Origin of the sequence: Rhodococcus sp. NPDC058532, from assembly GCF_042719255.1 — a bacterium.
GTDB lineage: Bacteria > Actinomycetota > Actinomycetes > Mycobacteriales > Mycobacteriaceae > Rhodococcus_G.
Map to the genome: position 1 here is coordinate 1 of NZ_JBHXNU010000019.1, position 24,935 is coordinate 24,935.

Annotated in this window: 23 protein-coding genes and 1 pseudogene; 13 read left to right on the forward strand and 11 right to left on the reverse strand. The window is 70.5% G+C overall.

The features are described from left to right. The first annotated feature begins 168 nt into the window (after positions 1 to 168). Positions 169 to 1,083 carry a VOC family protein gene (locus ACFWQG_RS19370; protein WP_378509273.1) on the forward strand — a complete coding sequence of 305 codons (915 nt, stop codon included), beginning with the start codon at positions 169 to 171 and terminating at the stop codon, positions 1,081 to 1,083. Positions 1,084 to 1,171: 88 nt separating this feature from the next. Here the strand turns inward: ACFWQG_RS19370 and ACFWQG_RS19375 are convergent, their stop codons facing one another. The 4 genes from ACFWQG_RS19375 to ACFWQG_RS19390 all read right to left on the reverse strand — a co-directional run bounded on the left by ACFWQG_RS19375 (position 1,172) and on the right by ACFWQG_RS19390 (position 6,464). Further along, positions 1,172 to 2,803 carry an MFS transporter gene (locus ACFWQG_RS19375; RefSeq protein ID WP_378509274.1) on the reverse strand — a complete coding sequence of 544 codons (1,632 nt, stop codon included), beginning with the start codon at positions 2,801 to 2,803 and terminating at the stop codon, positions 1,172 to 1,174. A 90-nt stretch (positions 2,804 to 2,893) separates the two neighbouring features. After that, entirely contained in the window at positions 2,894 to 4,447 is a 1,554-nt protein-coding gene (locus ACFWQG_RS19380; protein WP_378509275.1) for a succinic semialdehyde dehydrogenase, read from the reverse strand. An 81-nt stretch (positions 4,448 to 4,528) separates the two neighbouring features. Continuing rightward, a complete protein-coding gene (locus ACFWQG_RS19385; protein ID WP_378509276.1) occupies positions 4,529 to 5,206 on the reverse strand; it encodes a hypothetical protein in 678 nt (225 codons plus the stop codon). Between the two features lie 64 nt (positions 5,207 to 5,270). Beyond that, positions 5,271 to 6,464 (reverse strand): insoluble domain protein, encoded by a 1,194-nt coding sequence (locus tag ACFWQG_RS19390; protein ID WP_378509277.1) that lies wholly within the window; start codon positions 6,462 to 6,464, stop codon positions 5,271 to 5,273. 297 nt (positions 6,465 to 6,761) lie between these two features. Here ACFWQG_RS19390 and ACFWQG_RS19395 point away from each other — a divergent pair, with 297 nt between their 5' ends. The 4 genes from ACFWQG_RS19395 (at position 6,762) to rraA (ending at position 10,041) form a co-directional block, all read left to right on the forward strand. Next, complete coding sequence (locus ACFWQG_RS19395) at positions 6,762 to 8,249, forward strand: adenylate/guanylate cyclase domain-containing protein (protein ID WP_378509278.1); 1,488 nt, start codon at positions 6,762 to 6,764, stop codon at positions 8,247 to 8,249. A gap of 78 nt (positions 8,250 to 8,327) precedes the next feature. Next, positions 8,328 to 9,104, forward strand: a complete 777-nt coding sequence (locus ACFWQG_RS19400; protein ID WP_378509279.1) for a MerR family transcriptional regulator — start codon at positions 8,328 to 8,330, stop codon at positions 9,102 to 9,104. Positions 9,105 to 9,130: 26 nt separating this feature from the next. Beyond that, positions 9,131 to 9,523 carry a DUF5313 family protein gene (locus ACFWQG_RS19405; RefSeq protein ID WP_378509280.1) on the forward strand — a complete coding sequence of 131 codons (393 nt, stop codon included), beginning with the start codon at positions 9,131 to 9,133 and terminating at the stop codon, positions 9,521 to 9,523. 38 nt (positions 9,524 to 9,561) lie between these two features. Further along, complete coding sequence (rraA, locus tag ACFWQG_RS19410) at positions 9,562 to 10,041, forward strand: ribonuclease E activity regulator RraA (protein ID WP_378509281.1); 480 nt, start codon at positions 9,562 to 9,564, stop codon at positions 10,039 to 10,041. Between the two features lie 73 nt (positions 10,042 to 10,114). Here the strand turns inward: rraA and ACFWQG_RS19415 are convergent. From ACFWQG_RS19415 to ACFWQG_RS19425, 3 genes and pseudogenes are all read right to left on the reverse strand, one after another. After that, a pseudogene (locus tag ACFWQG_RS19415) lies at positions 10,115 to 10,550 on the reverse strand (L,D-transpeptidase); the annotation flags it as partial. Positions 10,551 to 10,687: 137 nt separating this feature from the next. Continuing rightward, complete coding sequence (locus tag ACFWQG_RS19420; RefSeq protein WP_378509282.1) at positions 10,688 to 12,118, reverse strand: alkaline phosphatase PhoX; 1,431 nt, start codon at positions 12,116 to 12,118, stop codon at positions 10,688 to 10,690. Positions 12,119 to 12,300: 182 nt separating this feature from the next. Then, on the reverse strand, positions 12,301 to 12,519 hold the full coding sequence (locus tag ACFWQG_RS19425) for an RNA-binding S4 domain-containing protein (RefSeq protein ID WP_378509283.1): 219 nt from the start codon (positions 12,517 to 12,519) through the stop codon (positions 12,301 to 12,303). A gap of 67 nt (positions 12,520 to 12,586) precedes the next feature. Here ACFWQG_RS19425 and lysX point away from each other — a divergent pair, with 67 nt between their 5' ends. The 7 genes from lysX to ACFWQG_RS19460 all read left to right on the forward strand — a co-directional run bounded on the left by lysX (position 12,587) and on the right by ACFWQG_RS19460 (position 19,639). Further along, positions 12,587 to 15,919, forward strand: a complete 3,333-nt coding sequence (lysX, locus tag ACFWQG_RS19430) for a bifunctional lysylphosphatidylglycerol synthetase/lysine--tRNA ligase LysX (protein ID WP_378509284.1) — start codon at positions 12,587 to 12,589, stop codon at positions 15,917 to 15,919. Beyond that, the gene (locus ACFWQG_RS19435; protein WP_378509285.1) at positions 15,916 to 16,602 is read left to right on the forward strand and encodes a DUF998 domain-containing protein; all 687 of its coding nucleotides are present in this window, start codon (positions 15,916 to 15,918) and stop codon (positions 16,600 to 16,602) included. The genes lysX and ACFWQG_RS19435 overlap by 4 nt, the downstream gene beginning before the upstream one ends. A 73-nt stretch (positions 16,603 to 16,675) precedes the next feature. Continuing rightward, positions 16,676 to 17,005, forward strand: coding sequence for a PadR family transcriptional regulator (locus ACFWQG_RS19440; protein WP_378509286.1), 330 nt, complete (start codon positions 16,676 to 16,678; stop codon positions 17,003 to 17,005). Positions 17,006 to 17,007: 2 nt separating this feature from the next. Further along, positions 17,008 to 17,376, forward strand: coding sequence for a DUF1048 domain-containing protein (locus ACFWQG_RS19445; RefSeq protein WP_378509287.1), 369 nt, complete (start codon positions 17,008 to 17,010; stop codon positions 17,374 to 17,376). Next, positions 17,373 to 18,176 carry an ABC transporter ATP-binding protein gene (locus tag ACFWQG_RS19450; RefSeq protein ID WP_378509288.1) on the forward strand — a complete coding sequence of 268 codons (804 nt, stop codon included), beginning with the start codon at positions 17,373 to 17,375 and terminating at the stop codon, positions 18,174 to 18,176. Before ACFWQG_RS19445 ends, ACFWQG_RS19450 begins: the two co-directional genes overlap by 4 nt. After that, positions 18,173 to 18,952, forward strand: coding sequence for an ABC transporter permease (locus tag ACFWQG_RS19455; RefSeq protein ID WP_378509289.1), 780 nt, complete (start codon positions 18,173 to 18,175; stop codon positions 18,950 to 18,952). Before ACFWQG_RS19450 ends, ACFWQG_RS19455 begins: the two co-directional genes overlap by 4 nt. An 81-nt stretch (positions 18,953 to 19,033) precedes the next feature. Further along, positions 19,034 to 19,639, forward strand: a complete 606-nt coding sequence (locus ACFWQG_RS19460; RefSeq protein WP_378509290.1) for a histidine phosphatase family protein — start codon at positions 19,034 to 19,036, stop codon at positions 19,637 to 19,639. Here ACFWQG_RS19460 and ACFWQG_RS19465 read toward each other — a convergent pair. Next, positions 19,593 to 20,270 carry a TetR/AcrR family transcriptional regulator gene (locus ACFWQG_RS19465; protein WP_378509291.1) on the reverse strand — a complete coding sequence of 226 codons (678 nt, stop codon included), beginning with the start codon at positions 20,268 to 20,270 and terminating at the stop codon, positions 19,593 to 19,595. The genes ACFWQG_RS19460 and ACFWQG_RS19465 overlap by 47 nt on opposite strands. 76 nt (positions 20,271 to 20,346) lie before the next feature. Here ACFWQG_RS19465 and ACFWQG_RS19470 point away from each other — a divergent pair, with 76 nt between their 5' ends. Further along, positions 20,347 to 21,564: an oxygenase MpaB family protein gene (locus ACFWQG_RS19470; protein WP_378509292.1), complete on the forward strand. Its 1,218-nt coding sequence runs from the start codon at positions 20,347 to 20,349 to the stop codon at positions 21,562 to 21,564. 10 nt (positions 21,565 to 21,574) lie between these two features. Here ACFWQG_RS19470 and ACFWQG_RS19475 read toward each other — a convergent pair whose 3' ends face one another. The 3 genes from ACFWQG_RS19475 to ACFWQG_RS19485 form a co-directional block, all read right to left on the reverse strand. Beyond that, positions 21,575 to 22,492, reverse strand: coding sequence for a cutinase family protein (locus ACFWQG_RS19475; protein ID WP_378509293.1), 918 nt, complete (start codon positions 22,490 to 22,492; stop codon positions 21,575 to 21,577). 174 nt (positions 22,493 to 22,666) lie between these two features. Beyond that, a complete protein-coding gene (locus ACFWQG_RS19480) occupies positions 22,667 to 24,232 on the reverse strand; it encodes a CotH kinase family protein (RefSeq protein ID WP_378509294.1) in 1,566 nt (521 codons plus the stop codon). After that, on the reverse strand, positions 24,232 to 24,909 hold the full coding sequence (locus ACFWQG_RS19485) for a DUF4956 domain-containing protein (RefSeq protein ID WP_378509295.1): 678 nt from the start codon (positions 24,907 to 24,909) through the stop codon (positions 24,232 to 24,234). Before ACFWQG_RS19485 ends, ACFWQG_RS19480 begins: the two co-directional genes overlap by 1 nt. Positions 24,910 to 24,935: the final 26 nt, after the last annotated feature.

The window sequence follows — 24,935 nt, forward strand, 5'->3', positions numbered from 1 at the left end:
CACGACTACGCCGAAGATCCTGGACCTACCCGATACGGCAAGTAGGCAATCGCTGGCATTGCCAATGATTGGCGCACCTGTGTACTGTCCTCTCATGTCGACCCGGACTCCGGGAGATCCGCCGCACGGCCGCCCCACACGAGCGGCCCAATCGAGAGTGAGAGAGCGATGATTCAGGAACTGTCGTACATCGGAATCGGCTCGCCACGCGCCGACGAATGGCGGAGGTACGGCACCGGTCTCATCGGGGCGATGCTCACCCCCGATGGCCCGGACGGCGCGGTACGACTCGCCGTCGACGACATCAACTACCGGATCGCCGTCCACCCCGCCGAGAAGAACGACTTCCGCTATGCCGGTTGGGGTGTGGCCAACGAGACCGACCTGCACGCCTTCGTCGCGCACCTCGAATCCCACGGCGTGGCGGTGCACTGGGGAGATCCGCAGTTGCTGCGCGAACGCCAAGTAGCAGGATTGGCCTGGTTCGAGGATCCGTGGGGAATCCGCCACGAACTGAGCTGGGGAAAGGCGGCGACACCACTATCGTTCTCAACCGGACGGACCATGCGAGGCGGGTTCGTCACCGGAGACCAGGGCCTCGGCCACATCGTCTTCCAAGTCCCCGACATCGAGAAGGCCAACGAATTCTACGTCGACATCCTCGGATTCCGCCTTTCCGACCGCATCACCAACAAGCACTTCAACGTCCGCTTCTACCACGTCAACGGGCGTCACCACTCGCTCGCCTTGTCCGAGTTCCCGGGCCACGTCGGCTTCAACCACCTCATGCTCGAGGTCGAGCACATGGACGACCTCGGCCGGATGATCGACCTGCTCGACGACCACGACGTCGACGTCATGCAATCCCTCGGCCGCCACACCAACGACCTGATGACCTCTGTCTACATCGGCAGCCCATCCGGCCTGCAAATCGAGTACGGGTACGGCGGACTGACCGTCGACGACCTCAGCTGGATCGCCCGCACATACACCCGGCCGAGCTACTGGGGCCACAAGCTCTCCGCAGTCGCGAAGACCCAGCTACCGGGCATCGTCACACCGCTCGTCACCGCAGAGAATTGAGCGCGCTGTCTGGTAACCGCCGGCCACTCGGCGAGTTGCGGGCGAACAGGCAGCGTGTCACCTTCCAATGCAACGGTATTCATCGCCGCTAGGGTCGGCGGGTCCGGACATGCAGTGCGGTCGCGCTCACCAACCCGAGCGCGAGGAACCCCGACGCCGCAAACAGCGAGATGCGGGTCGCGTCACCGAATCCCTCGGCGAGCGCGGACGTCGCCTCCGGACCGGCGGGGCCGAGCCGACCGGTCTCGCCCTGTTCCCGCAGGCCCTCGATGGTGCCGCCCGCCGAGTCGCGGGTCGCGGTCACCAACTGCTCCTGCACCGGCGCAGGCACCGCCGTCACCGGCTCAAGCCGGTCGGTCAGCGTGTGCGCCAACGACACCGACAGCACCGCGCCGACGATCGCCGACCCGAGCGCGGACCCCAACTGCCGGAACGTGCTTTGCGTTGCCGAGCCCTCACCGGACTTCTCCGGCGGGATGTCGGCGAGCACCGTGCCGGTCAGCTGCGCCGACGCCAGCCCCAGGCCCGACCCGTACACCGCGAGCAGCACCGCCAGCACCCACGGTGAGACGGTCGACGAGACGAACACCGCCACCACCGCGACCCCCACCGCCTCGAGCGCCAACCCGAGGATCACCACCCGCGTCGGGCCCATCGCGGCAGCCAGATGCCGGGCTGCCGCACCGGAGGCGAACGCCCCCAACGCCATTGCCGCCAACACCACGCCCGCGCCCATCGTGGTCAGGCCGAGCGCGTTGACGAGGAACAGGGGCAGCACCAGCAGCAGGCCGAACTCGCCGATCGCGACCGCCAGCGCCGTCAGGTTGCCCCAACTGAACGTCGGCACCCGGAACAGGCTCAGGTCGAGGATCGCCGACCGGTGGCTGCCCACGGCCCGGTGCCGTTCCCAGAACACGAACAGCACCAGCGCGGTCACCCCGACCGCGGCAGCGACGGGGACCACCGACACCGGGGCGTCGACGGGCCAGCTGAATCCGAGTACCTCAAACTCGGCGATCGGTGTCCACCAGCCGAGGCTCTGCCCCTCGATGAGCGCGAAGATCACGCCACCGAAACCGATTACGCTCAGCAGCAGGCCGTCGACATCGAGGCCCGGCGCCGTGATCGTCGCGCGGGTCTCCCGAACCGTCAGCACCGCACCCACCAGAACCGCCGCGCCGATCGGAAGATTCACCACGAAGATCCACGGCCACGTGAAGGCGGTGGTCAGCCAGCCGCCGAGCAGTGGTCCGATCGCCGCCATTCCGGAGATCACCGCGCCCCAGACCGCGAACGCGATCACCCGGTCCCGGCCGCGGAAGGTGGCGTTCACGCTCGACAGCGTCGTTGGCAGCACGAACGCCCCGCCGACACCCTGCACGACCCGGGCAGCGATCAGCGCCGCCGCACTCCCGGCGAGCGCGGCAAGCAGGCTGCCGGCCATGAACACCACCACGCCAGCGATGAACATCGCGCGCCGCCCCAGGCGGTCGCCGAGGCGGCCCGCCGTCAGCAGCAGCGCCGCGAACACCACCGAATAGACGCTGTTCACCCACTGCGCGTCGGTCAGGTCCATGTCGAGGTCGTCGATGATCACCGGCAACGCGACGCCGACGATCGTGCCGTCGACGACGATCATCGACAGCCCGGCGGCCAGCACCCCCAACCCGATCCACGCCCGCCGATCCGCTCCCGGTTCGGTGCCGACCTCCGACGCCATCACGCCTCCCCAGATCGTGGTCCGGAGGCCGCGACCGCGCCCTCCCCCTCGATCTCACCAGCGATCCGCCGGTCCCGCAGCGCTCAGGGGTTACCGCCCGGGGAGATACCTCATCACGGCGATGAACGGGGCGAGCACCTTCGCCCAGATCTTCGGCGGAAGTCCGCGCGGCCCACCGAGATTGAGCACCCGGGTGGTTGCGACGGTCTGCGCCTCGGTGTACTTGAGCAGCCCGTCGAGGCCGTGCCGCCTGCCGACGCCGGACACCCCCATGCCACCCATCGGGGCTGCGGTGCTGCCCCAGGCCGGGGCATACCCCTCGTCGACGTTGACGGTGCCCGCGCGGACCCGGGCGGCGATCGCCTCGCCCTCCGCCTTGGTGCCCGCCCACACGCTGGCGTTGAGCCCGTACTCGGTGTCGTTGGCCTTCACGATGGCCTCCTCGACGTCCGCGACCGGGTAGATCGACACCAGCGGACCGAACGTCTCGGTGCGGGCGCATTCCATCTCGTCGGTGACGCCGGTCAACACCGTCGGCTCGTAGAACAGCGGTCCGAGGTCGGGCCTTGCCTTGCCGCCCGCGACGACGGTCGCGCCCTTGGCGACGGCGTCGTCGACGTGCCCGGAGACGGTTTTGACCTGGGATTCGGAGACCAACGAGCCCATCTCGATCCCGAACGCGTAGCCCGGCGCCAGCGTCATCTTCCGGACCCGCTCACCGAACAGTCGGGTGAACTCGGCGGCGATCGACTGCTCGACGTAGATCCGCTCGATCGAGATGCACAGCTGCCCGGAGTTGGAGAAGCAGGCCCGCACCGCGGCGTCGGTGACCTCGCGCAGGTTCGCGCCCTTGGCGACGATCATCGGGTTCTTGCCGCCCAGCTCCGCGGAGAAGCCGATCAGCCTGCGACCGGCCTGCTCGGCGAGCAGCTGTCCGGTGGCGGTGGAGCCGGTGAACATCAGGTAGTCGGCGTTCTCCACGATGGCGGTGCCAACAACGGATCCCGGCCCGGGGACGACCGCGAACAGGTCCCTCGGCAGGCCGGCGCGGTAGAGCAGGTCGACGCAGGCCAGCGCGCAGTACGGGGTCTGACTGTCCGGCTTGATGACGACGGCGTTGCCGGCGAGCAGCGCGGCGATGGCGTCGGACACGGCGAGGGTCATCGGGTAGTTCCACGGCGAGATGACGCCGACGACACCCTTCGCGTGGTGGTGCACCACGGCCTTCGTCAGGGCGGGCAGCATGCCCTGCACGCGCGTCGACCTCAACGCCTTCGGCGCGAGCTTCGCGTAGAAGCGGGAGGTCATCGCGATGTCGAGGACCTCCTCCAGTGCCGAGGAGCGGGCCTTGCCGGTCTCCGCCTGCGCCATGTCCAGCAGCGCGTCCCGGTTGGCGAGCACCAGGTCGCGGTAGCGGTGGAAGACCTCGGCCCGCTCGGCCGGGGTGCGACGGACCCAGTCCCGCTGGGCGTCGCGGGCCCGCGCGATCGCGTCGACGGCGTCCTGCGCGGTGCCGATCGGGATGGTGGCCAGCTCGCGCCCGGTGAACGCCTCGACGACCGGGCGGGTTGGCCGGCCCGCGGCGTCCGGGATGGCGACGAGGGTGGCGAGCCGTTCGAAGGTCGCGGCGGACGGAGCAGGCATTTCGTACCCCTACTGATTGGTAGTTTCGGCGGTTACAGACAACCTACCGCGTCCGTGGCCGCCGTCACAGGGCGTCCGCCGTCACCCCTCCCGCGGGGTGATCGCGGTGATCCGGGTGCCGTCCGGGGTGCTCCCGGTCAGCACGGTCTGCGGGTAGTGCTGGATGCTCCCGTCGGGGCGGCGTTCGAACACGTCGACGGCGTATGCGCCGTCGGTGGCCCGCTTCACCAGCACGCAATGGGTGGTGCCGACGGGGATCTCCGCGATGCCGCGGCCGATCTGTTCCGCCGACCCGACCCGGGCGTCGGGGGCGACGTGCTCGCGGGCGCGGGCGCCGTCGCGCAGCACGTAGTAGGCGCGTTCGAAGCCGGCGATCGCCGCCTCCCCCGGATCGGCTGCGTCGAGGTCGGCCGGGTGGCCCGCCCCGAGGCCCGCGCACCAGGCGAGCTCGTCCGGTGCCGCGGCGGCGGTGCTCGGCGCGGTGCCGGGCGGCGAGCGGTCCGCCGCGTTCAGCGCCAGGCCGGCAGCGGCGACCCCACCAACGACGAGCACGGCGGCGGCGGTGACGGGCAGGACCCCGCGCCGCCACCGCCGCCGGGCCGGTGCCGGTTCCTCCGCCTCGACCGCGTCGACGGCGCGGGGGGACGCCGACGGCGGGGGCGGCGACAACCACGCCGGTGCGGCGACCCCCGGCGCCTGCGTCGACGAACGGTCGCCCTCCCCCGCGCTCACCTCCGACGGATCCATCGGCGTTCCCACTCTCCTCCTGCCGCACCCGGCGGACGCGGGCCGGACGACCCCGGCCGCACCCGTCTCCGTGGTGCTACCTCAGCCCGGCCGCGACGGCGCCGAGCACCTCCCCCACCGGACCGGAGACCGGGGCGGCGGCGGCCGCCGCCGCCGTCCCGGCAGCCTCGACGCGCCGGACCAGATCAGGGCCACCGGGGAGGCCGAGCGCGGCGGCGCGGGTGCCCGCGCCCGCGGCGGCGACCTGCGGCGGCACGACCTCGACGGCGTCCCGCACCGCGGCAACCGCGGCGTCGCCGCCCGGCAGCGACTCCACCCGGGTGACCGTGTCCCGGGTCGCCTGCGTGACCGCGGCCGGATCGGTGGTCGGGGCGTCCGGGATTTCCATCTCGATCGGCTCGGCGAGGGTGTCCCCGGCACCGAACGCGGCCCCGGTGACGCCGCCGACCAGCGCGCCTGCGGTGCCGGCCACCACGGCGACCGGGACGCCAACGGCGGCGGCGCCGATCGCGGCTCCTGCCGCGGTGCCGACCGCGCCCCCGACGACGGCGCCCGCCACCGGGCCGATCACGGGCAGGACCACCTGCCCGGGGATGGCGCCTGCGGGCACCCCGATGTTGCCGCCGATCGCACCACCGACCAGTCCGCCCGCGACCGCAGCAGGAAGGCCCGCCGCGGCGGCGGCGCCGAGTCCGGCGACCGCGGCGCCGCCGACGGTGGCGGCACCGATCCGGTCCGCGCGGGAGGCGTCGAGGCCGACCGACTGCCAGAACGTGTTGACCTGCGCCTCGAACGCGGCGGCGGTGTTGTTGGTCCGGTCGAGGTTCGCCTCGGTGAGCCAGTTCGGCCGGTCGGCGATGTAGTCGCCGAGTCGAAGTCGCTCGGCGGGCGCCTCGATCGGCGCGACCGGCGCGACCGGGACCGGCAGGTGCAGCTGCTGCACGCGCGCCGGTGCGATCGGCTCCTCCTCGTAGTACCGGGTGGGGGCGGGCCGGGTGGGCACGTTGTCGTACTCGACCGGCGGCGCGACCCAGTACATCTTCGACTCCTCGGGGACCGGCGCGGCGGCGGGCGGCGTTTCCACGACGGGCGGCGCGAGCTCGGCGTCGACGCCGGGCTGGGCGTCCGGGGTGTCGCTGACCCCGGGCTGGACCGGGACCGCGACCGCGACCCCAGCGCAGGCGATCGCGATGGCGACGGGCAGCGCACCGGCCACCACGACACGTTCGGCGCGGCGGCGATGCGGACCCTGCGATGTGGTGCGGCTCATGTCGATGTCCCTCCGATCGGTGCAACACCGGCGGCACCGTGCCGCCGGTGCGGGAGGGAACGCGGGCGGCGCGGAGTGCGCACGCCGAAAGCAGTCGAGCTCAAGACAATTCCCCCTGATGCGGTGAGGGCTGCCGGTAGCGACGTGCCCCCACACGTGTACTGATGCGCTCGCGGACCACCCCCCTGTAGGTGCGACACGAGCGCTGCGAGCATAGAGGCGCCGGGCCGGTGCCGACAACCCCCAACAGACCGTTCGGTCTTCGACGGGTGCGCTGGCGCGACTACGCTGGGGCGCATGGACCCACCCGGGACCAGGTATGTCGAGCGTGACGGGCACGCGCTGGCCTACCAGGTCGTGGGCGAGGGCCCCGCGGACGTCGTGCTGTTCCTGGAGATCGGCCTGCACCCGGACCTGATGTGGACCGATCCGCACATCCACTACGTCTTCGAGCGCGCGGCCACCTTCTGTCGGCTCGTGTACTTCCAGCGTCGCGGATTTGGGCTGTCCGACCCCGTCGACCACGTCCCCACCCTCGAACAGCAGGCCGACGACGTGCTCGCGGTGATGGACGCGGTCGGGATGCGGCGGGCGACCCTGGTCGGGATCGGCAGCACCTGCGGCGCGCTGGCGTTGATCGCGGCGCGCGACCCGGACCGGGCGGCGGGCCTGGTGCTTCAGCAGCCGTTCGTCGAGGGCGCGCTCCGTGAGGGCGACAGCCTGCCGCGCGGGTGGACCGAGGAGGCCCGCGACCGGTTCGTCGACGGGTGGCGCGCCGTCTACGACAACTGGGGATCCGGACAGGTCATCGCGATGTGGGATCCCACCCAGGACTCGCCGTTCAACCGGCGGCTGATGGCACTGCTCGAACGCTGCTCCGCGACGCCCGCCACCGCACGGGCGCACCTCGAATGGCTGTTCCGGATCGACTATTTCGACGCCCTGTCCTCCATCCAGTGCCCAACCAGGGTGCTGCATTCCGCGCGAAGCGCGGTCCCGCTGGAGGCCTCGCGACGGGTGGCCGAGGCGATCCCGCACGGCGCCCTGCACGTGCTGCCGCCGCTGCCGCCGGGCACCTCGATGGGCGAGGCGTGGATCCCGGTGCTCGACCACATCGAGCACATCGCGACCGGGGTCGGGCGCCCGGTGAACGCGGAACGCTATCTCGCGACGGTGCTGTTCACCGATGTGGTCGGCTCGACGGAGACCCTGGCCCGAATCGGGGACGGGCCCTACCGCGCACTGCGGTCCGCGTACGAGCGGCAGGTCCGGATCGAGGTGGAGCGGGCGGGCGGGCTGCTGGTCAACGTCGCCGGGGACGGCACGCTCAGCGTGTTCGAGGGCCCGGCCGCCGCGGTCCGGTGCGCACGCACGGTGTGCCGGGCGGCGCGCGAGTTGGGGCTCGGTGTCCGAGCCGGGGTGCACACCGGCGAGGTGGAGGGCATCGGCACCGAGGTGACCGGCCTGACGGTCCACATCGGGGCCCGTGTCGGCGCCTCGGCCGGTCCGGGGGAGGTGTATGTCTCGCGCACCGTCCGCGATCTGGCCGTCGGATCGGGCTTCGTGTTCGTCGACCGCGGCGAGCACAACCTCAAGGGTGTCCCCGGCCGCTGGCGACTGTTCCTGCTCGCGGACACCTGCGACCGATCCGGCATCGTCGATCGAAAACCGTTGAGCCTCCACGTGATCGACCGGGTGGTGCTGAGCGTGGCCCGCCGCGCCCCGCGGGTGCTGCGCGCGGCGAGGCCGTTCACGCCCCCCGATCGGCTCCCACCAGGCCGGTGACGGGCCCTCCCCCGGTCCGCGGTGCACACTGGACGCGGGCTTGACCCTCACGCGACGGGAGGCGGCACGGTGACCGGTGTGAGCGAGAACAGGGAATCCCGGCTGACCGTCGGGGAGGTGGCGAGGCTGGTCGGGGTGAGCGTGCGGACCCTGCACCACTACGACGAGATCGGGCTGGTCCGGCCGTCCGGCCGCACCCCGTCCGGCTACCGCACCTACTCGGCAGCCGACGTCGAGCGGCTGCATCGGGTGCTGACCTACCGGGAACTGGGATTCCCCCTTGAGGAGATCGCGACCCTCCTCGACGATCCGTCGGTGGATGCGCTGGCGCACCTGCAGCGACAGCGAAAGCTGTTGGAGGAGAAGATCGATCGCTTGCATCGGATGGTCGCAGCAGTGGAGAACATGATGGAGGCGAAGCAGATGGGAATTCAACTGACCCCCGAGGAGCAGCGCGAGGTCTTCGGTGACGACTGGCCGGGCGAGGAGTACGCGGCGGAGGCCGAGCAGCGCTGGGGCGATACGGACGCCTGGGCCCAGTCGCGGCAGCGGACGGCGGCGTTCACCAAGGACGACTGGACGGCGATCAAGGCCGAGACCGACGCCATCGAGGCGGACTTCGCCGCGGCCCTGGCGGACGGTGCCGCCGCCGACTCGGACCGCGCGTCCGGGCTCGCCGAACGGCACCGGGCCGGCATCGACCGGTTCTACGACTGCTCTCACGAGATGCAGGTGTGCCTGGCGCAGATGTATGTCGCCGATGAGCGCTTCCGGAAGCACTACGACGACGTCGCGCCCGGGCTGGCGCAGTACGTGCACGACGCGATCGTCGCGAACGCCGCCCGGCACGCCTGACCCGGGCGGCGTCCTACCCTGTACTCATGTCCGACCGCCGCACCCCCAGCTTCGGCCAGTACCTCGGGTACCTGGTCGGCCGCACCCTGCCGGATTCGATGCAGGACTGGGTCCGCAACGACGTGATGGGGCCGGGCTCGTCGGTGCGGTACGTGCTGCGGTTCACGCTGCCGCTGATCCCGATCTTCGTTGCGTTCTACCTGCTCATTCCCGGGGAGCGCTGGATTCCGCTGGCGATGATGGCGTTGCTGCTGCTGCCGGTGCTGTACTTCGCGATCGCGCTGATGAACATCTACCGCAGGCATCGCCTGCTCAGCCACGGCCTCGACCCCGAGCTGCTCGGGGAACGGGCCCGCAGCCGGGCCGCCCGCACCCGGGACGACTATGAGTCCCGGCACGGCCGGGGTACCGGCGAGTAACTACGCTCGTCGGTGTCCGCCAACGAAGGGAAACGCACATGACCGAGCAGGTAGCCACCGCAGACCTGGCCGACGAGATCGGCCCCGACATCCGCAGTTGCGACACCCAGTTCATCCAGTTCGGCGGTCACGCGGTGTTCTCCGGACGGATCACCACCATCAGGTGCTTCCAGGACAACCTGCTGGTCAAGCAGACGCTCGGCGAGCCGGGCGAGGGCGGCGTCCTGGTCGTCGACGGCGATGCCAGCGTGCACACCGCCCTGGTCGGGGACATCATCGGCGGCAAGGGCGTCGCGAACGGCTGGGCGGGCGTGATCGTCAACGGCGCGGTCCGGGACTCGGCGATCCTGCGCACCCTCGAGATCGGGATCAAGGCGCTGGGCACCAACCCGCGCAAGAGCACCCAGACCGGGTCCGGGGAGAAGAACGTGCCGGTGACGTTCGGCGGTGTCACCTTCCACCCCGGCGAGATGGTCTACAGCGACCACGACGGCGTCGTGGTCCGTGCCGAGGACTGAACGGCGCCGCGTCGAACGGGCGGCTACCGGGGCATCGTCGCAGTGACGGTCGCGGGAGCCGCCCGTTCGACGATCAGCCGACGATCGTGACCAGGTCCCCGACCTGCACGTTCTCGTAGAACCACCGCGCGTCCTCCGGGCCGAGGTTGATGCACCCGTGGCTGACGTTCTCATACCCCTGGGAGTCGACGGACCACGGCGCGGAGTGCACGAAGATGCCACCCCAGGTGAGCCGGACCGCGAACTCCGTGTCGATCCGGTAGCCCTCGGGCGAGTCGATCGGGACACCATACGTGGACGAGTCCATCACCAGGTGCCGGAACTTCTCCAGCACCTCGAACGTGCCGAGCGGGGTCTCGTACCCCGGCTTGCCCATCGACGCGGGCATGGTCCGGACCTCGCCGTTCGCGGCGACCGTGAAGGTGTGCGTCGACACATTCGCGACCGCGGACGTCACCCGCGCCGACGCCACCGGAGCTGTAAGCGCCCACTGCAGCAACAGAACTGCGGCCGACGCGAACACGATCGGCGCCACCGCGGCGCGCACTGTGCGTGAACTTCTCATGGCCACACCACCCTTCAGACGTGACCGATCACTCCAGTGTCGCACCGCGGGACGGCGTACAACAGCCCCCGGCCGCCGGAACTACGAACCGAAGACCGAACCGCCTGCCGCGCGTCGCCACGGTCCGCGGATCGCGAGGACCAGCCCCGGCGACTGGATGTTCGCGTACAGCGTTTTCCCGTCGGCGCTGAAGGCCGGCCCGCAGAACTCGCTGTCGTTCAGGTCGTTTCGGGCCATCGGGAACGGATCGCCCTCCTCGGCGACGCCGATCAGGTGGCTGATGCCGTCGCCGTCCTCGGCGAGGATCACGCCGCCGTAGGGCGAGACGGTGATGTTGTCGGGGCCGTCGTAGTTGCCGGTGTCGACGGACGGATCCGGGTTCACCCCGAACAGCGTCTTCAGTTCGACCGTCTCGCTGGCCGGGTCATAGAACCACACCTGACCGTCGTGCTCGGCGACGCTGCCGTCGGAGGTGCGGGCGTAGCTGGCGACGAAGTACGCGCCGCCGTCGCCCCACCACTGGCCCTCGAGCTTGCGGCTGCGGGTGACCTGATCGTTCGCGAGCTGCTTGCGGATCGAGGTGGACGTCGCGTCCCGGTCCGGGACGTCGACCCACTGCACCTGGTAGCGGACGCCGGGAACGGTCGCCTGGGACAGGTCCGCGACATGGACGCCGTCGGCGAGGCACCGCATCGCCTGGAAGCCGCCCGCGGTGTCGCCGCCCGCGGACTGGGCGAGCGCGTGCAGCGCGCCGCGGCCGCCGACGAATCCCGGCGGCGGCGTCCACCGGAAGAACAGCCCGTTCGGCTTGGACGCGTCCTCGGTGAGGTAGATCGCGTTGCTGCCGGGGTCGACCGCGACCGCCTCGTGCGCGAACCTGCCGAGGAACTTCAGCGGGATGCCGCTCTTGCCGATGTTGGCGTCCCTGCTGACCGGGTCGACCTCGAAGACGTAGCCGTGGTCCAGGGTCGCGCCGTCCTTTCCGGCGCGGTCCTCGGTCTCCTCGCAGGTCAGCCAGGTGCCCCAGGGGGTGATGCCGCCCGCGCAGTTGTTCACCGTGCCCGCGACGCTGACGTACTGTCCGAGGCGTTCCCCGTTCGGACCGATCATCGTCGTCGTGGTGCCGCCGCGCGCGCCGGGATCGTAGGTGAGGCCGTCGACGACGGGAACACCGAACGGCTCGTCGCCGCCGATCTCGTGGTTGGTAACGACCGCGGTGCCGGTGCCGTGCGCGAACACACCGTTCGCGTCGGGGTCGCTCGGGACCGGGGAGCCGTCGTCGAGCAGGGTCTCCCCGGATCGGGCGACGATCGTGTAGGTGAATCCGACCGGCAACGCCAGGATCCCAGCGGGGTCGGGCACGAGCGGACCGTAGCCGACCAGCGGGCCGGGGGCCGCCGATCCGAGGGCAGGCCGGAACAGGGTGTCGACGCTGCCCACGAGCGCCACCCCCAGCCCCGTGAGTGCGGTGCGCCCGAGGAACGAGCGACGGTTGAGCGGTGTGGTGGACACGGTGCGGTACCTCCGTCGGTGAGCTGGGACGCCAGGACGGTAGGCGGCCGAGCACCGGGTCCGGTGGATTCCGTGTGTCCGGCCGGTGAACCGCGGAACAATTTCCGCCGCCGGTGGCCATCCCGAAACTGCCTGCCCGCCAACAGTGTTGCCGCGCCAAACGGTAGCCGTCGGGTTGCGGCTCAGTGCGCGACGCGGGCCCGCATGCCACCGATCTCGACGACGTCACCGGCCCGCAACTGCCTGCCGCGGCGCACCTCGACCTCGCCGTTGACGGTGACCAGGCCGTCGGCGATGACCTCCTTCGCCTCCGCACCGGACTCGATCAGGTTGGCGAGCTTGAGGAACTGGCCGAGGCGGATGACCTCGTCGCGGATGGGGACGTCTTCGGCGGCGGACATGACCCCATTCTCGCGCACCCGGCCATGTCATCCGGCACCCGGGCGCGGGACCGTTCACACTGGGACGATGCCGCCGATCACCGTGGGTGCACCGTCAACTCCGACGCCCGCGCGGGTGCTGCCCGGTCCGCCCGGAACGCGGCTGACCCGGGTCCCGCACATCGCCGGGCTCACCCTCGGGGTCTACGCGGTCCTGGTGTTCCTGTGGAGCCTGTCGCCGGTGCTGCGCTACCTGATCCATCCGGTGCGCGTGTACGTCGACGAGTACTACTTCGACGCACCGGATACCAGTGTCGCGTGGGCGCTGGTGCTCGGACTGCTTGCCGCGGCGCTCGCCAGCCGGAAGCGGATCGCGTGGTGGTTGCTGACGGTCTACCTGTCGCTGATCGGGTTGGCGAACCTCGTGGTGGCCGTCGCCGACCGCAACATCAACGCCGGGGTGGCCTGCGGCGTGCACGTGGCGGTGGTCGCGGTGCTGATCGCCGCGCGGCCGCAGTTCTACACCCGGGTGCGGCGGGGCGCGGTGTGGAAGGCACTCGGGGTGCTGGTTGCCGGGCTCGCCGTCGGCACCCTGCTCGGGTGGGGCCTGGTGGAACTGTTCCCCGGCAGCCTCCCACAGGATCAACGCCTGCTGTGGTCGGTCAACCGGGTCACCGCGCTCGCGGTGCTCGACAACGAGCAATTCGACGGCCGCCCACACGGTTTCGTGAACACCCTGCTCGGCCTGTTCGGGGCCGTCGCGCTGCTCGCCGCGGTGCTGGTCCTGTTCCGGTCGCAGCGCGCCTCCAACGCGCTCACCGGCAACGACGAGTCCGCGCTGCGTGGACTGCTTGCCGGTTCCGGCGGGGACGACTCGCTCGGCTACTTCGCGACCCGACGCGACAAGGCGGTGGTGTTCGCGCCGTCGGGCAAGGCCGCCGTCACCTACCGCGTCGAGGTCGGGGTGTGCCTGGCGAGCGGCGACCCGATCGGCGACGAGCAGGCGTGGCCGCATGCCATCGACGCCTGGCTCGCGCTCGCCTCGACCTACGGCTGGACGCCCGCCGTGATGGGGGCGAGCGAGGCCGGCGCCACCGCATACGCCAGGGCCGGGTTGACCGTGCTGCAACTCGGCGACGAGGCGATCGTCCGTACCCGCGACTTCGACCTCGCAGGCCGGGACATGCGGCAGGTGCGTCAGGCCGTGAACCGGGTCCGCAAGCAGGGCGTCACGGTCCGGATCCGGCGACACCGGGACCTTCCACCCGAGGATATGCGCCGGGTGATCGACCTCGCCGACGCCTGGCGGGACACCGATGCCGAACGGGGGTTCTCGATGGCCCTCGGCAGGCTCGGTGACCCCGCCGACGGCGACTGCCTGCTCGTGGAGGCGCTCGGATCCGACGACGAGGCGCTCGGGCTGCTGTCGTTGGTGCCGTGGGGCGCCAGTGGGGTGTCGCTCGACCTGATGCGCCGGAATCCGACGGCGCCCAACGGGGTGGTGGAGCTGATGGTCACCGACCTCGCCACCGGCGGTGACCGGTTCGGGATCACCCGGATCTCATTGAACTTCGCGGTGTTCCGCTCGGTGTTCGAGGAGGGCGCCCGGATCGGTGCCGGACCGGTGCTGCGGATGTGGCGGTCGCTGCTGATGTTCGCGTCCAAGTGGTGGCAGCTCGAGGCCCTGTATCGCTCGAACGTGAAGTACCAACCCGATTGGGTGCCGCGCTACCTGTGCTTCGCGGACCGCCGGGTGCTGCCGAAGGTGGGGGTCGCGTCCGCGATCGCCGAGGGGTTCCTCGCCGTGCCCAGCCTGCGCCGCCGCGACGCGAGCAGGCACACCGGGGTGCACGAGGCGGTTCCCGCCGCGGTGGCGGGCTCCGGGACACTGCACGCGGACGGCAGTGCGCCCGACGGAGTCCCGGCCCTCGCCGCACCGGCCCCCGACGCCGGGCCGGGGCCGCGACGGCCGGAGCAGGTGCGGGTGCGGATGGCCAAGCTGGCCCGGCTCACCGGCGAGGGCGTGGACGCCTATCCCGTCGCGTCCCCGCCGACGCACACGGTCGCGGCGGCCGCCGCGTCCCCCGCTGGCACCCGACTCCGGATTGCCGGTCGGCTGCAGCGGATCCGCCCGTACGGCGGGGTCGCGTTCGCGGTGGTCCGGGACTGGTCCGGGGATCTGCAGGTGCTGTTCGACCGAGCCACGGTCGGCGACCGGCTCGACGAGTTCACCGCGGACTTCGACCTCGGCGACCTGATCGAGGTGAGCGGCACGATCGGCCGCAGCCGCACCGGTGAGCTGTCACTACTCGCCGCGGAGTGGCGGATGAACGGCAAGTGCCTGCACCCGCTGCCGGACAAGTGGAAGGGTCTGTCCGACCCCGAGACCCGGGTCCGGCAGCGGTACCTGGACCTGGCGATCAATCCCGAGGCCAGGGACCTGTTGGTGGCACGCAGCGCGGTGGTGCGGTCGCTGCGGGACACCCTCACCGCACGGCGGTACCTGGAGGTGGAGACGCCGATCCTGCAGCGGGTGCACGGCGGCGCCAACGCGGCCCCGTTCCTGACCCACATCAACGCCTACCACCTGGACCTGTACCTGCGGATCGCGCCGGAGCTGTACCTCAAGCGCCTGTGCGTCGCCGGGATGGAACGGGTCTTCGAGATCGGCCGGGTGTTCCGCAACGAGGGGGTCGACTTCAAACACAATCCCGAGTTCACGATCCTCGAGGCGTACGAGGCGCACAGCGACTACGAGAAGATGATGGTGCTGTGCCGGGAACTGATCCAGGCGGCGGCGGTCGCCGCGCACGGCAGGGAGGTCATCCTGCGACCCGGGCCGGACGGGGCGATGGTCGAGGTCGACATCTCCGGGGTGTGGCCGATCAAGACGATGCACGGCGCGGTGTCGGAGAAGATCGGTGTCGAAATCGGTCCGGAGACACCGCTTTCCGATCTCCGGCGACTGTGTGACCGACATGAGATCCCGTACCGGACGGACTGGGACGAGGGTGCGGTGGCACAGGAGATGTACGAGCACCTCGTCGAGGATCACACCGAGTTCCCCACCTTCTACACGAATTTCCCGACGTCGATGTCGCCGCTGACCCGGCCGCACCCGACGATCCCGGGGGTGGCCGCGAAATGGGATCTCGTCGCGTGGGGCGTCGAACTCGGCACCGCGTACAGCGAACTCACCGACCCGATCGACCAGCGGGCCCGGCTGACCGAACAGTCGCTGCTCGCGGCGGGCGGGGACGAGGAGGCGATGGAACTCGACGAGGACTTCCTGCAGGCCCTCGAGCACGCGATGCCGCCGACCGGCGGGCTCGGCATGGGGGTGGACCGGGTGGTCATGCTCATCACCGGCGGCAGCATCCGCGAGACCCTCGCATTCCCGCTCGCGAAGCCGAAGCAGTGACCGGCGCGGCCCGCGTCCGGGTCGTCGTCGTGGTGCTGCTTGCCGTCGGCGCCGTCAGCTACACCTCGTGGCTGCTCGAGCTGGTGCTGCCGACCGGGCTCGACCCGGCCCGCGCGTACACCAGCGAGCTGGCCGCGTTGGACCAGCCGTACGGATTCTGGTTCCGGACGGCGGATCTGGTGACCGGGGCGATCCTGCTGACCGCAGCACTGCTGGCCGCCGCGCTGCTGCCGCGGCGTCCGCTCACCACCACCGGCTGGGTCGCGCTCGGGGTATTCGGGATCGCGACCGCCGCCGATTCGCGGATGCCGCTGCACTGTTCGGCGCATGCCAGCGCCCGATGCGCGGCACTCGAGGCGGCCGGGGTGTACGACCAGGCCCGTCTGCTGCACGCGTCGACGAGCACCGTTGCCGCGACGTCCGCTGCGGTGTCGGTGTTCGCGTTCATCCTGGCCGCGTATCGCTACGGGTGGCCGGGGTGGCTGCGCTGGACCGGCATTGCGATCGTCGTCGGGTACGTCGCCGGGCTGGCGTGGACGCTGTGGGCGGTGCGGGCGGACGGCCACGGGGACGAGGTCTGGCTGCTCGGGTACGCGCAGCGGCTTCAGCTGCTTGCGGTGTCGGGGTGGATCGCCTACGCCGCGGCGGTCGCGTGGTGGCAGCGCAAGAAAGTTCGCTACTAAGTATTGCCAAGTACCACTACTCAGCGTTACTTTGTACCGGTAGTCAGCAACACCGAGTACTGGAGAAGGTGCGATGGGCAAGCAGGCAACCGAGATGCTCAAGGGAGTCCTCGAGGGCATCGTTCTCGCGCTCCTGTCGGTACGACCCGCCTACGGATACGAGATCACCGCGCGACTGCGCGATCAGGGCTTCGCGGACATCGCGGAGGGCACCATCTACGCCCTGCTCGTGCGGATCGAGCAGCGCGACCTCGTCGACGTGGAGAAGGTTCCGTCCGAGAAGGGGCCGCCGCGCAAGGTCTACACCCTCAACGACAGGGGCCGAGACCAACTGACCGAGTTCTGGAGGACCTGGAGCTTCCTCGCCGAACGGATCGAGCAGCTCCACGAAGGAGAGAAGTGATCATGGCCGCGAAATGGATTGAGACCATCACCGGATCACTCGAACAGAAGAAGCAGTTCAAGCAGTACCGGGCCCGGATCGAGGCGCTGCCCGAGCCATACGCGACGTTGGCGAAGGCGCTCGAGCGGTACTTGACCTATTACGCGGGCGTCACCGATGGCGACACCCTCGTCACGATGTACGTCGACGCCGCCGACCTCTGGGAACGCGCCGCGGCCGATGGCACCACGGTGCGGGCGATCGTCGGCGACGATCCGGTCGAGTTCGCCGAGACGTTCGCGCAGGCCTACACCGGTAAACGGTGGATCGACAAGGAGCGCACCCGCCTCACCCGGACCATTGAGGACCTCGAGCGGGAGGACGAGCAATGAGCACGACCACGGCCATCCGGGTGCGCGGCGTCGAGAAGTCGTACGACCAGCTGCACGTTCTGCGCGGCGTCGACCTTGAGGTCGCGCGGGGAAGCATCTTCGCGCTGCTCGGGTCGAACGGCGCGGGCAAGACCACCCTGGTCAAGATCCTGGCCACCCTGCTCCGCGCCGACGCGGGCACCGCAACGGTCGACGGGCGCGACGTCGGCACCGAACCGGACCGGGTGCGCGAATCCATCAGCCTCACCGGCCAGTTCGCCGCCGTCGACGAGATACTCACGGGCAGAGAGAATCTGGTACTGATCGCCCGGCTCCGGCACCTGGCCGATCCCGCGAAGGTCGCCGACGGTCTGCTCGCGCGCTTCTCCCTGAGCGAGGCGGGCGACCGAAAGGTCGGCGCGTACTCCGGCGGCATGCGCAGACGCCTCGACATCGCGATGAGCCTGATCGGCGACCCGCCCATCGTGTTCCTCGACGAACCGACGACGGGACTCGATCCGCAGGCCCGCAACGAGGTGTGGCAGGCGGTGCGGGAACTCGCCGCGAACGGCACGACGGTGCTGCTGACGACGCAGTACCTCGAGGAGGCCGAACACCTCGCCGACCGGATCGCGATCCTGCATCAGGGGCGGATCATCGTCGACGGCACGCTGGGCGAACTGAAGGCGCTGCTGCCGCCCGCGACGGTGGAGTACGTCGAGAAGCAGCCGACGCTCGAGGAGGTCTTCCTCAGCCTCGTCGGCACCGACAGCCGTCCCGCGGGCACGCGGACGGGCACCGACGGAAGGGACCCGTCATGACCACCCACGTTCTCGCCGACACCACCGCCCTCACCGGGCGATCCCTGCGGCACATCACCCGCAGCCCGGACACCGTCATCACGACCGCCATCACCCCGGTGGCGATGATGCTCCTGTTCGTGTACGTCTTCGGCGGTGCCATCGACACCGGTTCCGGCACCGGAACGAGCACCGGGGAGTACGCGACCTACCTGCTGCCCGGAATCCTGCTCATCACGATCGCCTCGGGCGTCGCCTACACCGCCGTTCGGCTCTTCAATGATCTGCAGGGCGGCATCGTCGAGCGGTTCCAGTCGATGCCGATCGCCCGGCCGTCGGTGCTGTGGTCGCACGTGCTCACCTCGCTGGTCGCGAACCTGGGCGCACTCGTCCTCGTCGTCGGTGTCGCGCTGCTGATGGGATTCCGCTCGGAGGCGAACCTTCTCGAATGGCTTGTGGTTGTGGGCATTCTGGTGTTGTTCACGCTGGCCCTGACCTGGCTGGCAGTGATCGCGGGCCTGTCGGCGAGTTCGGTCGACGGCGCGGGGGCGTTCGCCTACCCGCTGATCTTCCTGCCGTTCCTCAGCTCCGCCTTCGTCCCGACCGACTCGATGCCGGGGCCGGTGCGGGCCTTCGCCGACAACCAGCCGGTGACCGCGATCGTCGACGCGATCCGCGGCCTGCTTGCCGGCCACCCCGCCGGCTCCGACGTCTGGGTCGCCCTCGCCTGGTGCGGCGGTCTCCTACTGGTCGCCTACGCCGCCGCGGTGCTGATCTACCGGCGCCGGTTCGCCTGACCCGGCCCGCGGCACGTCCCCCCGTGACACGGGGGGACGTTTCGCGGCGGCGGGTGGCACGGGGCATGACAGGGTGAGGTGGTGCAGTTGCTCCTGATCCGCCACGCCCTCCCCGACCACGTCGTCACCGTCGACGGCCCCGCCGATCCGGCGTTGACCGCGGAGGGCCGGGCCCAGGCCGAGCGGCTGCCCGGTGCGCTGGCGCCGTATCCGGTCGCCCGGATCATCAGCAGCCCGCAGCTGCGGGCCCGGCAGACCGCCGCGCCGCTCGCCCGCACGCTCGGGATCGAGGTCGACGTCGACCCCGGCCTCGCCGAGTACGACAGCGAGCTCTCGCACTACATCCCGATCCACGAGGCGAAGACCGCGGCGCCCGAGGCGTACGCGCGGATCCTTGCGGGCCACCTGCCCGGGTTCGTCGACGAGCCCGCCTTCCGTGCCCGTGTCCTCGCCGCGATGGGCCGGATCGTCGCCGCCGCCGACCACGAGCACACCGTCGCGGTCGTCGCGCACGGCGGCGTCATCAACATCTACCTGCAGCACCTGCTCGGACTGGACCGTCCGCTGACCTTCCCGGTCGACTACACGTCGGTCAGCCGGATCCTGTTTTCCCGCAACGGCAAGGCCCGACCGGCATCGGTCAACGAGACGGGGCACGTGCGGGATCTGCTACCCCGCTACCGCTGAGCGGGCGACCGGGCCTGCCCGCGAAACCGAGACACAGCCGGGTACACACGTCGGCGAGTTCCTCGGGTGATTCGTCGGGATGCACCAGCCAGTTCTCGACGAGGTGATTGACGCCGCCCGCGACGAACCGGGCGAACCGCCGCGGGTCGGCGCCGCCGGGCGTCCCGAAACCGGGGATTCCGCTGCCGTACTGCAGGATCAGGTCCGCCACGATGTTCAGGCTGTCCACCCGGCGGTTCTCCAGGCCGGGTATGCCCGCGAGGTCGGTCCGCATGATGCGGTGCAGGTCGGGGTCGGCGGCGATGGCGCCCAGGAACGCCGAGAGCGCCGCGCGCAGCTTGTCCTCGAGGGTGCCGTCGGCGTCCCGACTGGAGTCGACGAGGGTGGCAAACAGCTCGCCGCGCACCTCGTCGGCGACCGCCACGAGGAGGGCATCACGGTTCGCGAACTGCTCGTAGAAGTAGCGGGGCTGCAGACCGGCCGCGGCGCACACCCCGCGCACCGTCACCTCGCCGAGGCCCGCGTGCCCCCAGGACCGGCGGGCGGCGCCGACCAGCTTGCGACGCCGGTCGGCGCGGCGGTCGTCCGCGCTGACCCCGCCGTAGGACCGCACCACATCTCCCCGTGCCATTGACAGCACTCTACCGTCGCCCTATGTTTTGGAAAACATGCGTTGCCCAAAACTCGTGCCGATCGAAGGGCTCCCGATGACGTCCGCGCCGCCCACCCGTCACCCGGACGCACCGTGCACCGTCCCGCCCGGCATCCGGATGTTCGGCCTGATGCTGGGACTGCGACGACCCGATGCCGCCGAGTTCCGCCGCATGGGCGACTGCCTGACGGTCGGCGACGCCCCCGCGGACCGACTGGTCGAGTGGATGTACGCGGCCGGGATGTCCGCCGCGCGCCCGCTGTTCGAGCGGGCCCTGTCCGAGGGGATCGGCGCCATCGAGGACGCGCCGGAACCGTTGCGCGCGTTCTTCTCCGGGGTCGAGGCGGTCCCGGACTGGGTCGACTGGCCGACGATCGAGCTGGGCGCGGCGGTGATGCGCAGCGGCGGCGCCGATGGGCTGTACATCGCCAGGGACGTCGCCCTGCTCGGCGGCTACATGTTCGCCGGATTCAACCAGACCCTGCTGCGCACCGGTGCCCTCGAGAAGGGCTCCAACGCCCGGTTCGCCGAGACCTCCCAGTGGGCGCTGGACGTGATCGGCGAGGACGGGCTCCGGCCGGGCGGGGCGGGCTACCGGTCGACGCTGCGGGTGCGCCTGATCCACGCGATGGTCCGGCGGCACGTGGCGGCGCTCCCCGACTGGGATCCCGGCGCCTGGGGGCTGCCGATCAACCAGACCGACATGGCGGCGACGGTCGTCGGCGCGCTCGTCGCCCCCAGCATGGGCGCGATCGCGATGGGAACGGTGTACCGCCCCACCGAGTACGACGCCGTCGCGCACCTGACGCGGTACGTGGGGTGGCTGATCGGGGTGCAGGACGAGTTCCTGCCGACCGGATTCCGGGACGCGGTGCGGGTGCTGCTGCACACCTCGTACGCGCTCTCGACACCCGACGAGACCACGCGCCAGCTCGCGGTCCCGATGATCGACGACCCGCTGTCCTGGAACTACCGCGTCCTCCCTGCGCTGCGCAGACGCATCGCGCGGTCCCAGCACCTGTCGGTCACCAGTGCCTTCCTCGGGCCCGGCGCGATGCGGACCCTGGGCCTCCCGGCGCTGGTCCTGCCCTGGTACCCGCTGATCAGGTTTCCGCTCAACGCTTTTCGATCGGTCCTTGCCCTACGCCGCGGCGGACGGGACCGTGCCGCGGCCCGCGGCGCCGCCCAGCAGCGCGCGTTCATGCGCACGATGGTCGACGGCGACGCCACCGTCGGTCACGCGGCGACGGGGATCACCCACCGCGCCGCATGACCCGTCGGCGTCAGGCCTTCTCGCGCAGCCATCCGGCGAGCCAGGCCGTCGGGGTGGTGCCCGCGGCGTCGACGGCATAGCCCTGGTAGTTCTGGTGCGCGCCGGAACCGTAGAACCGGGCCAGGTCCGCCGCCCGCTCCAGGTTCGCCCGTTCGGTCAACTGGCCGCGCAGCGTGGGCATGCCGCCCGCCCCGGCGAGATCACCGAGGATCACCCCGGCCTCCGGCACGTAGTCCGGCGAATCGGACGAGCCGGGGTCCGCGTTCGTCGCGGCGAAGCCGGCCATCCGGGTCACGAAGTCGTCGGACTCGGTGGCGCAGTACAGGTCACCGGGCGCGCAGAACGTCACGGTGCGGTCGCTGACCCAGCCGAAGCCGCCGGGACGTGCCCCGCCCGCACCGGCGCCCGGCACGCTCGGGCCGATCAGCGCGTCGGTCGGGGACCGCTTCGGGTCGGACAGCAGCCCGATGCCCGCGATGCGCTCCGGCCGGATGGTGCTCAGCCCGGTGCCGATCTCGTTGGCCAGATCCCCGGCCGCGTCGGCGCCCTGGCTGTAGCCGATGATCCCGAAGCGGGTGCCCGCGCAGCGGGCCTGCATCGCCTCGAGCATGCCGCGCGCGAAGTCGGTGGCCTGCTGCTTGGACGCGCCGTACATCTCGCCCTCCCACGGGAAGGCGGTCGCGACGTACCGCACGTAGTCGGTGCGGATGTCCGCGCCGCGCAGCCGGTTCGTGACGTCGGCGAGCATGCCGCCACCGGCCTGCTTGTCGGGGGTGACGCCGGTCTCCCAGGTCCCGGGAATGGCGACGACGTAGAGACTGGGACATGCCGGGTCCGCCTGTGCCGCACCGGCACCCGCCCCCACCAGCAGCCCCGCTGCCGCCGCGACGGCCGCCGATGCCATCGCCACGAACTTCCTCGGCCCCATTCAGCCAACCCCTTACTTCCTGCACTCCCGACAACGACGCCGCGATCGTCGCACCGGGATGTGTCGAAAAGATGCACAAGCGGTAAAGAAACGTTACCCCGGCCGACCGCTGGTCGGCGAGGCGGAACACAAATACCATGCGCGCCCTCCGGGGCAGGCAACCGGGCGCGTCGCTCAGCCGGTGCGCTGCCCGGTCAGCGCGGCGGTGCGGCGGTCGATCCAGGTGCGCATCGCGTCGACGTCGGCCCGCAGATCCTCCGCGGCGAGCCCGTCGCTGACCGGGACGGTGACCGCGAGCCGATCGAGGAGGTCGGCGGCCAGCCCGCCCGCGTACATCTGGTCGAACAGCGCCCAGTAGGCGTCCTCGTACGCGGCGGTGAAGGCGGCCGACTCCAGGAAGCGGGTCTTCATCGCGTTGTCCTTGCTCGTCCCGGGCGGCCCGCCCTGCGGCGGGGTCATGCCGCTCGGCGGCATGCCATTCGGCGCGGCCATGCCCTGCGGCGCGGTCATGCCCGCACCGGGCGCACCGGCGTCCGGTCCTGCTCCCGGACCACCCGCCCCCATCGCCAACGCAACCTCGTCGTGCGGGCCGGCCGTCGCGTCCCCCTGCATCGCGAGGTTGAGGTCCCACGAGACGACGGTGAACTTGCCGGTGTCGAGGTCATACCAGAGGTAGTAGTTCTGCCCGGGCCCGCTCATGTCGTCGCCGTTGACGATCAGGTTCTGGGTTGCCAGGTACCGGGCGAACGAGTCGACGTCGACCCAGTCGGCCAGGTGCGCGTCGAACTCCTTGTCCGACGCCGTGTCCAGCCACCGCAGGAAGCCGATGATCGGCTGCAGGTTCCCGCTGCCGACGGCGTTGATCTGCTTGAACTGGTCGGCGTAGGCGGACTGGTCATCGCCCGCGTACTCGAAGCGGGAGTTCGCATCCGCCTTGTACAGGTAGCCGTCCGAGTCGAACAGCGCGTTGGCGTAGGTGTCGTCGGGGTGTTCGAGCAGCAGCCGGGTGGTGGTGGCGCTGTCGTTGATCGAGTACACCGTGTACGCGTAGCGCTGGGACGGCTGCCCGGTCCCGGCCGTCAGCGACAGCGACATCGCCTCGTTCAGCACCGGGGAGCCGGGCCGGACCGACAGCTCCGTCATGCCCTGGTAGGCCCGCCCGTCCTCGTTCTCGTCGAAGCTGATGAGCAGCGGCAGCGAGGTCGGGTCGTCCTCCGAGGCCTGCTCACCCATCGCGCCCATCGGGTCGGCACCCTCGGGGATCTCGATGCCCTCGGGTGGTCCCATGCCGTCCGGCGGTTCGAATCCGTCGGTGCCGGGGCCCCGTCCGCTGACCCCCATCAGGGTGGAGTTGCCCTTCAGCCGGATCGACACGTCGTTGACGAAGGTGCCGTCGATCGTGAGGTCGGCGGTGACCCACTTCTTGTCCCCGGTCGCCTGGAACTCGGTGATCATGTCGTCGTACTCGGCATCGGTGATCTCGAGGGACACCTGGTGCGTCACGGCATCGTCGAACAGGTTCACCGTGCCGATGATGTTGTCGGTGATCGGGGACGCGATCACCGAGGCGTCGCCGGTGATCGTCGGTCGGATGCGGGTGCCACCGAAGACGGTGGCCATCACGGTCACGAACGCAACGAACACCACCAGCAACTTCCAATGCTGTCGGAGCGATGTCGGGATCCGGTGCCGGAGACCGAGTTTCGGACCAGGAGGCCGGGCGGCGTTCGTCGGTGGCATCAGATGTCCGTCTGGTCGTATCCGGTCAGTACGGTCACGCGCTGCCCGGTGTTGACGGCGCCGAGGGCGGCGATCAGCTCGGCGGGCGTGCGACCCTTCTTCAGCTGGACGGTGTAGTACATCTCGTTCAGGGCACCCGATCGGACCGCCTCCGTGGACACCAGCTCGAACTCGGAGCAGTACCGAATGAGGACGTCGTCGACGAGGGCCGCGTACTCCTGCTCCGGCGGCACCTGCACCTTGACCACCTGGCGCTGCACGTCGAGCTTGAACCAGCTGAACCTGTTCATGATCAGCAGCACCAGGCAGATCGCGACGGTCGCGGCGATCGCCAGCAGATAGAACCTGGTGCCGGTCGTCATGCCGATCGCCATCACCAGGAAGATGAACCCGACATCGCGGGTTTCCTTGATGGCGTTGCGGAATCGGACCACCGACAGTGCGCCGACGAGAGCGAAGGCGCGGGCGATGTTGGAGCCGACGACCAGCATGATCAGCGAGATGATCATGCCGACCATCACCAACGTCTGCACGTACGACTGGCTGTACGACACGTTCTTGTGGGTGTACCGGTAGACCCAGCCGATGATCGCCGACAGCACGAACGACAGTGACAGCGACACGATGATGTCGAATGTGCTGAAGGTACCGCTGAGGTCCTGGAGATTGAGATTCATGGGTTTCCTGTCTTGCTTTCCGTGCA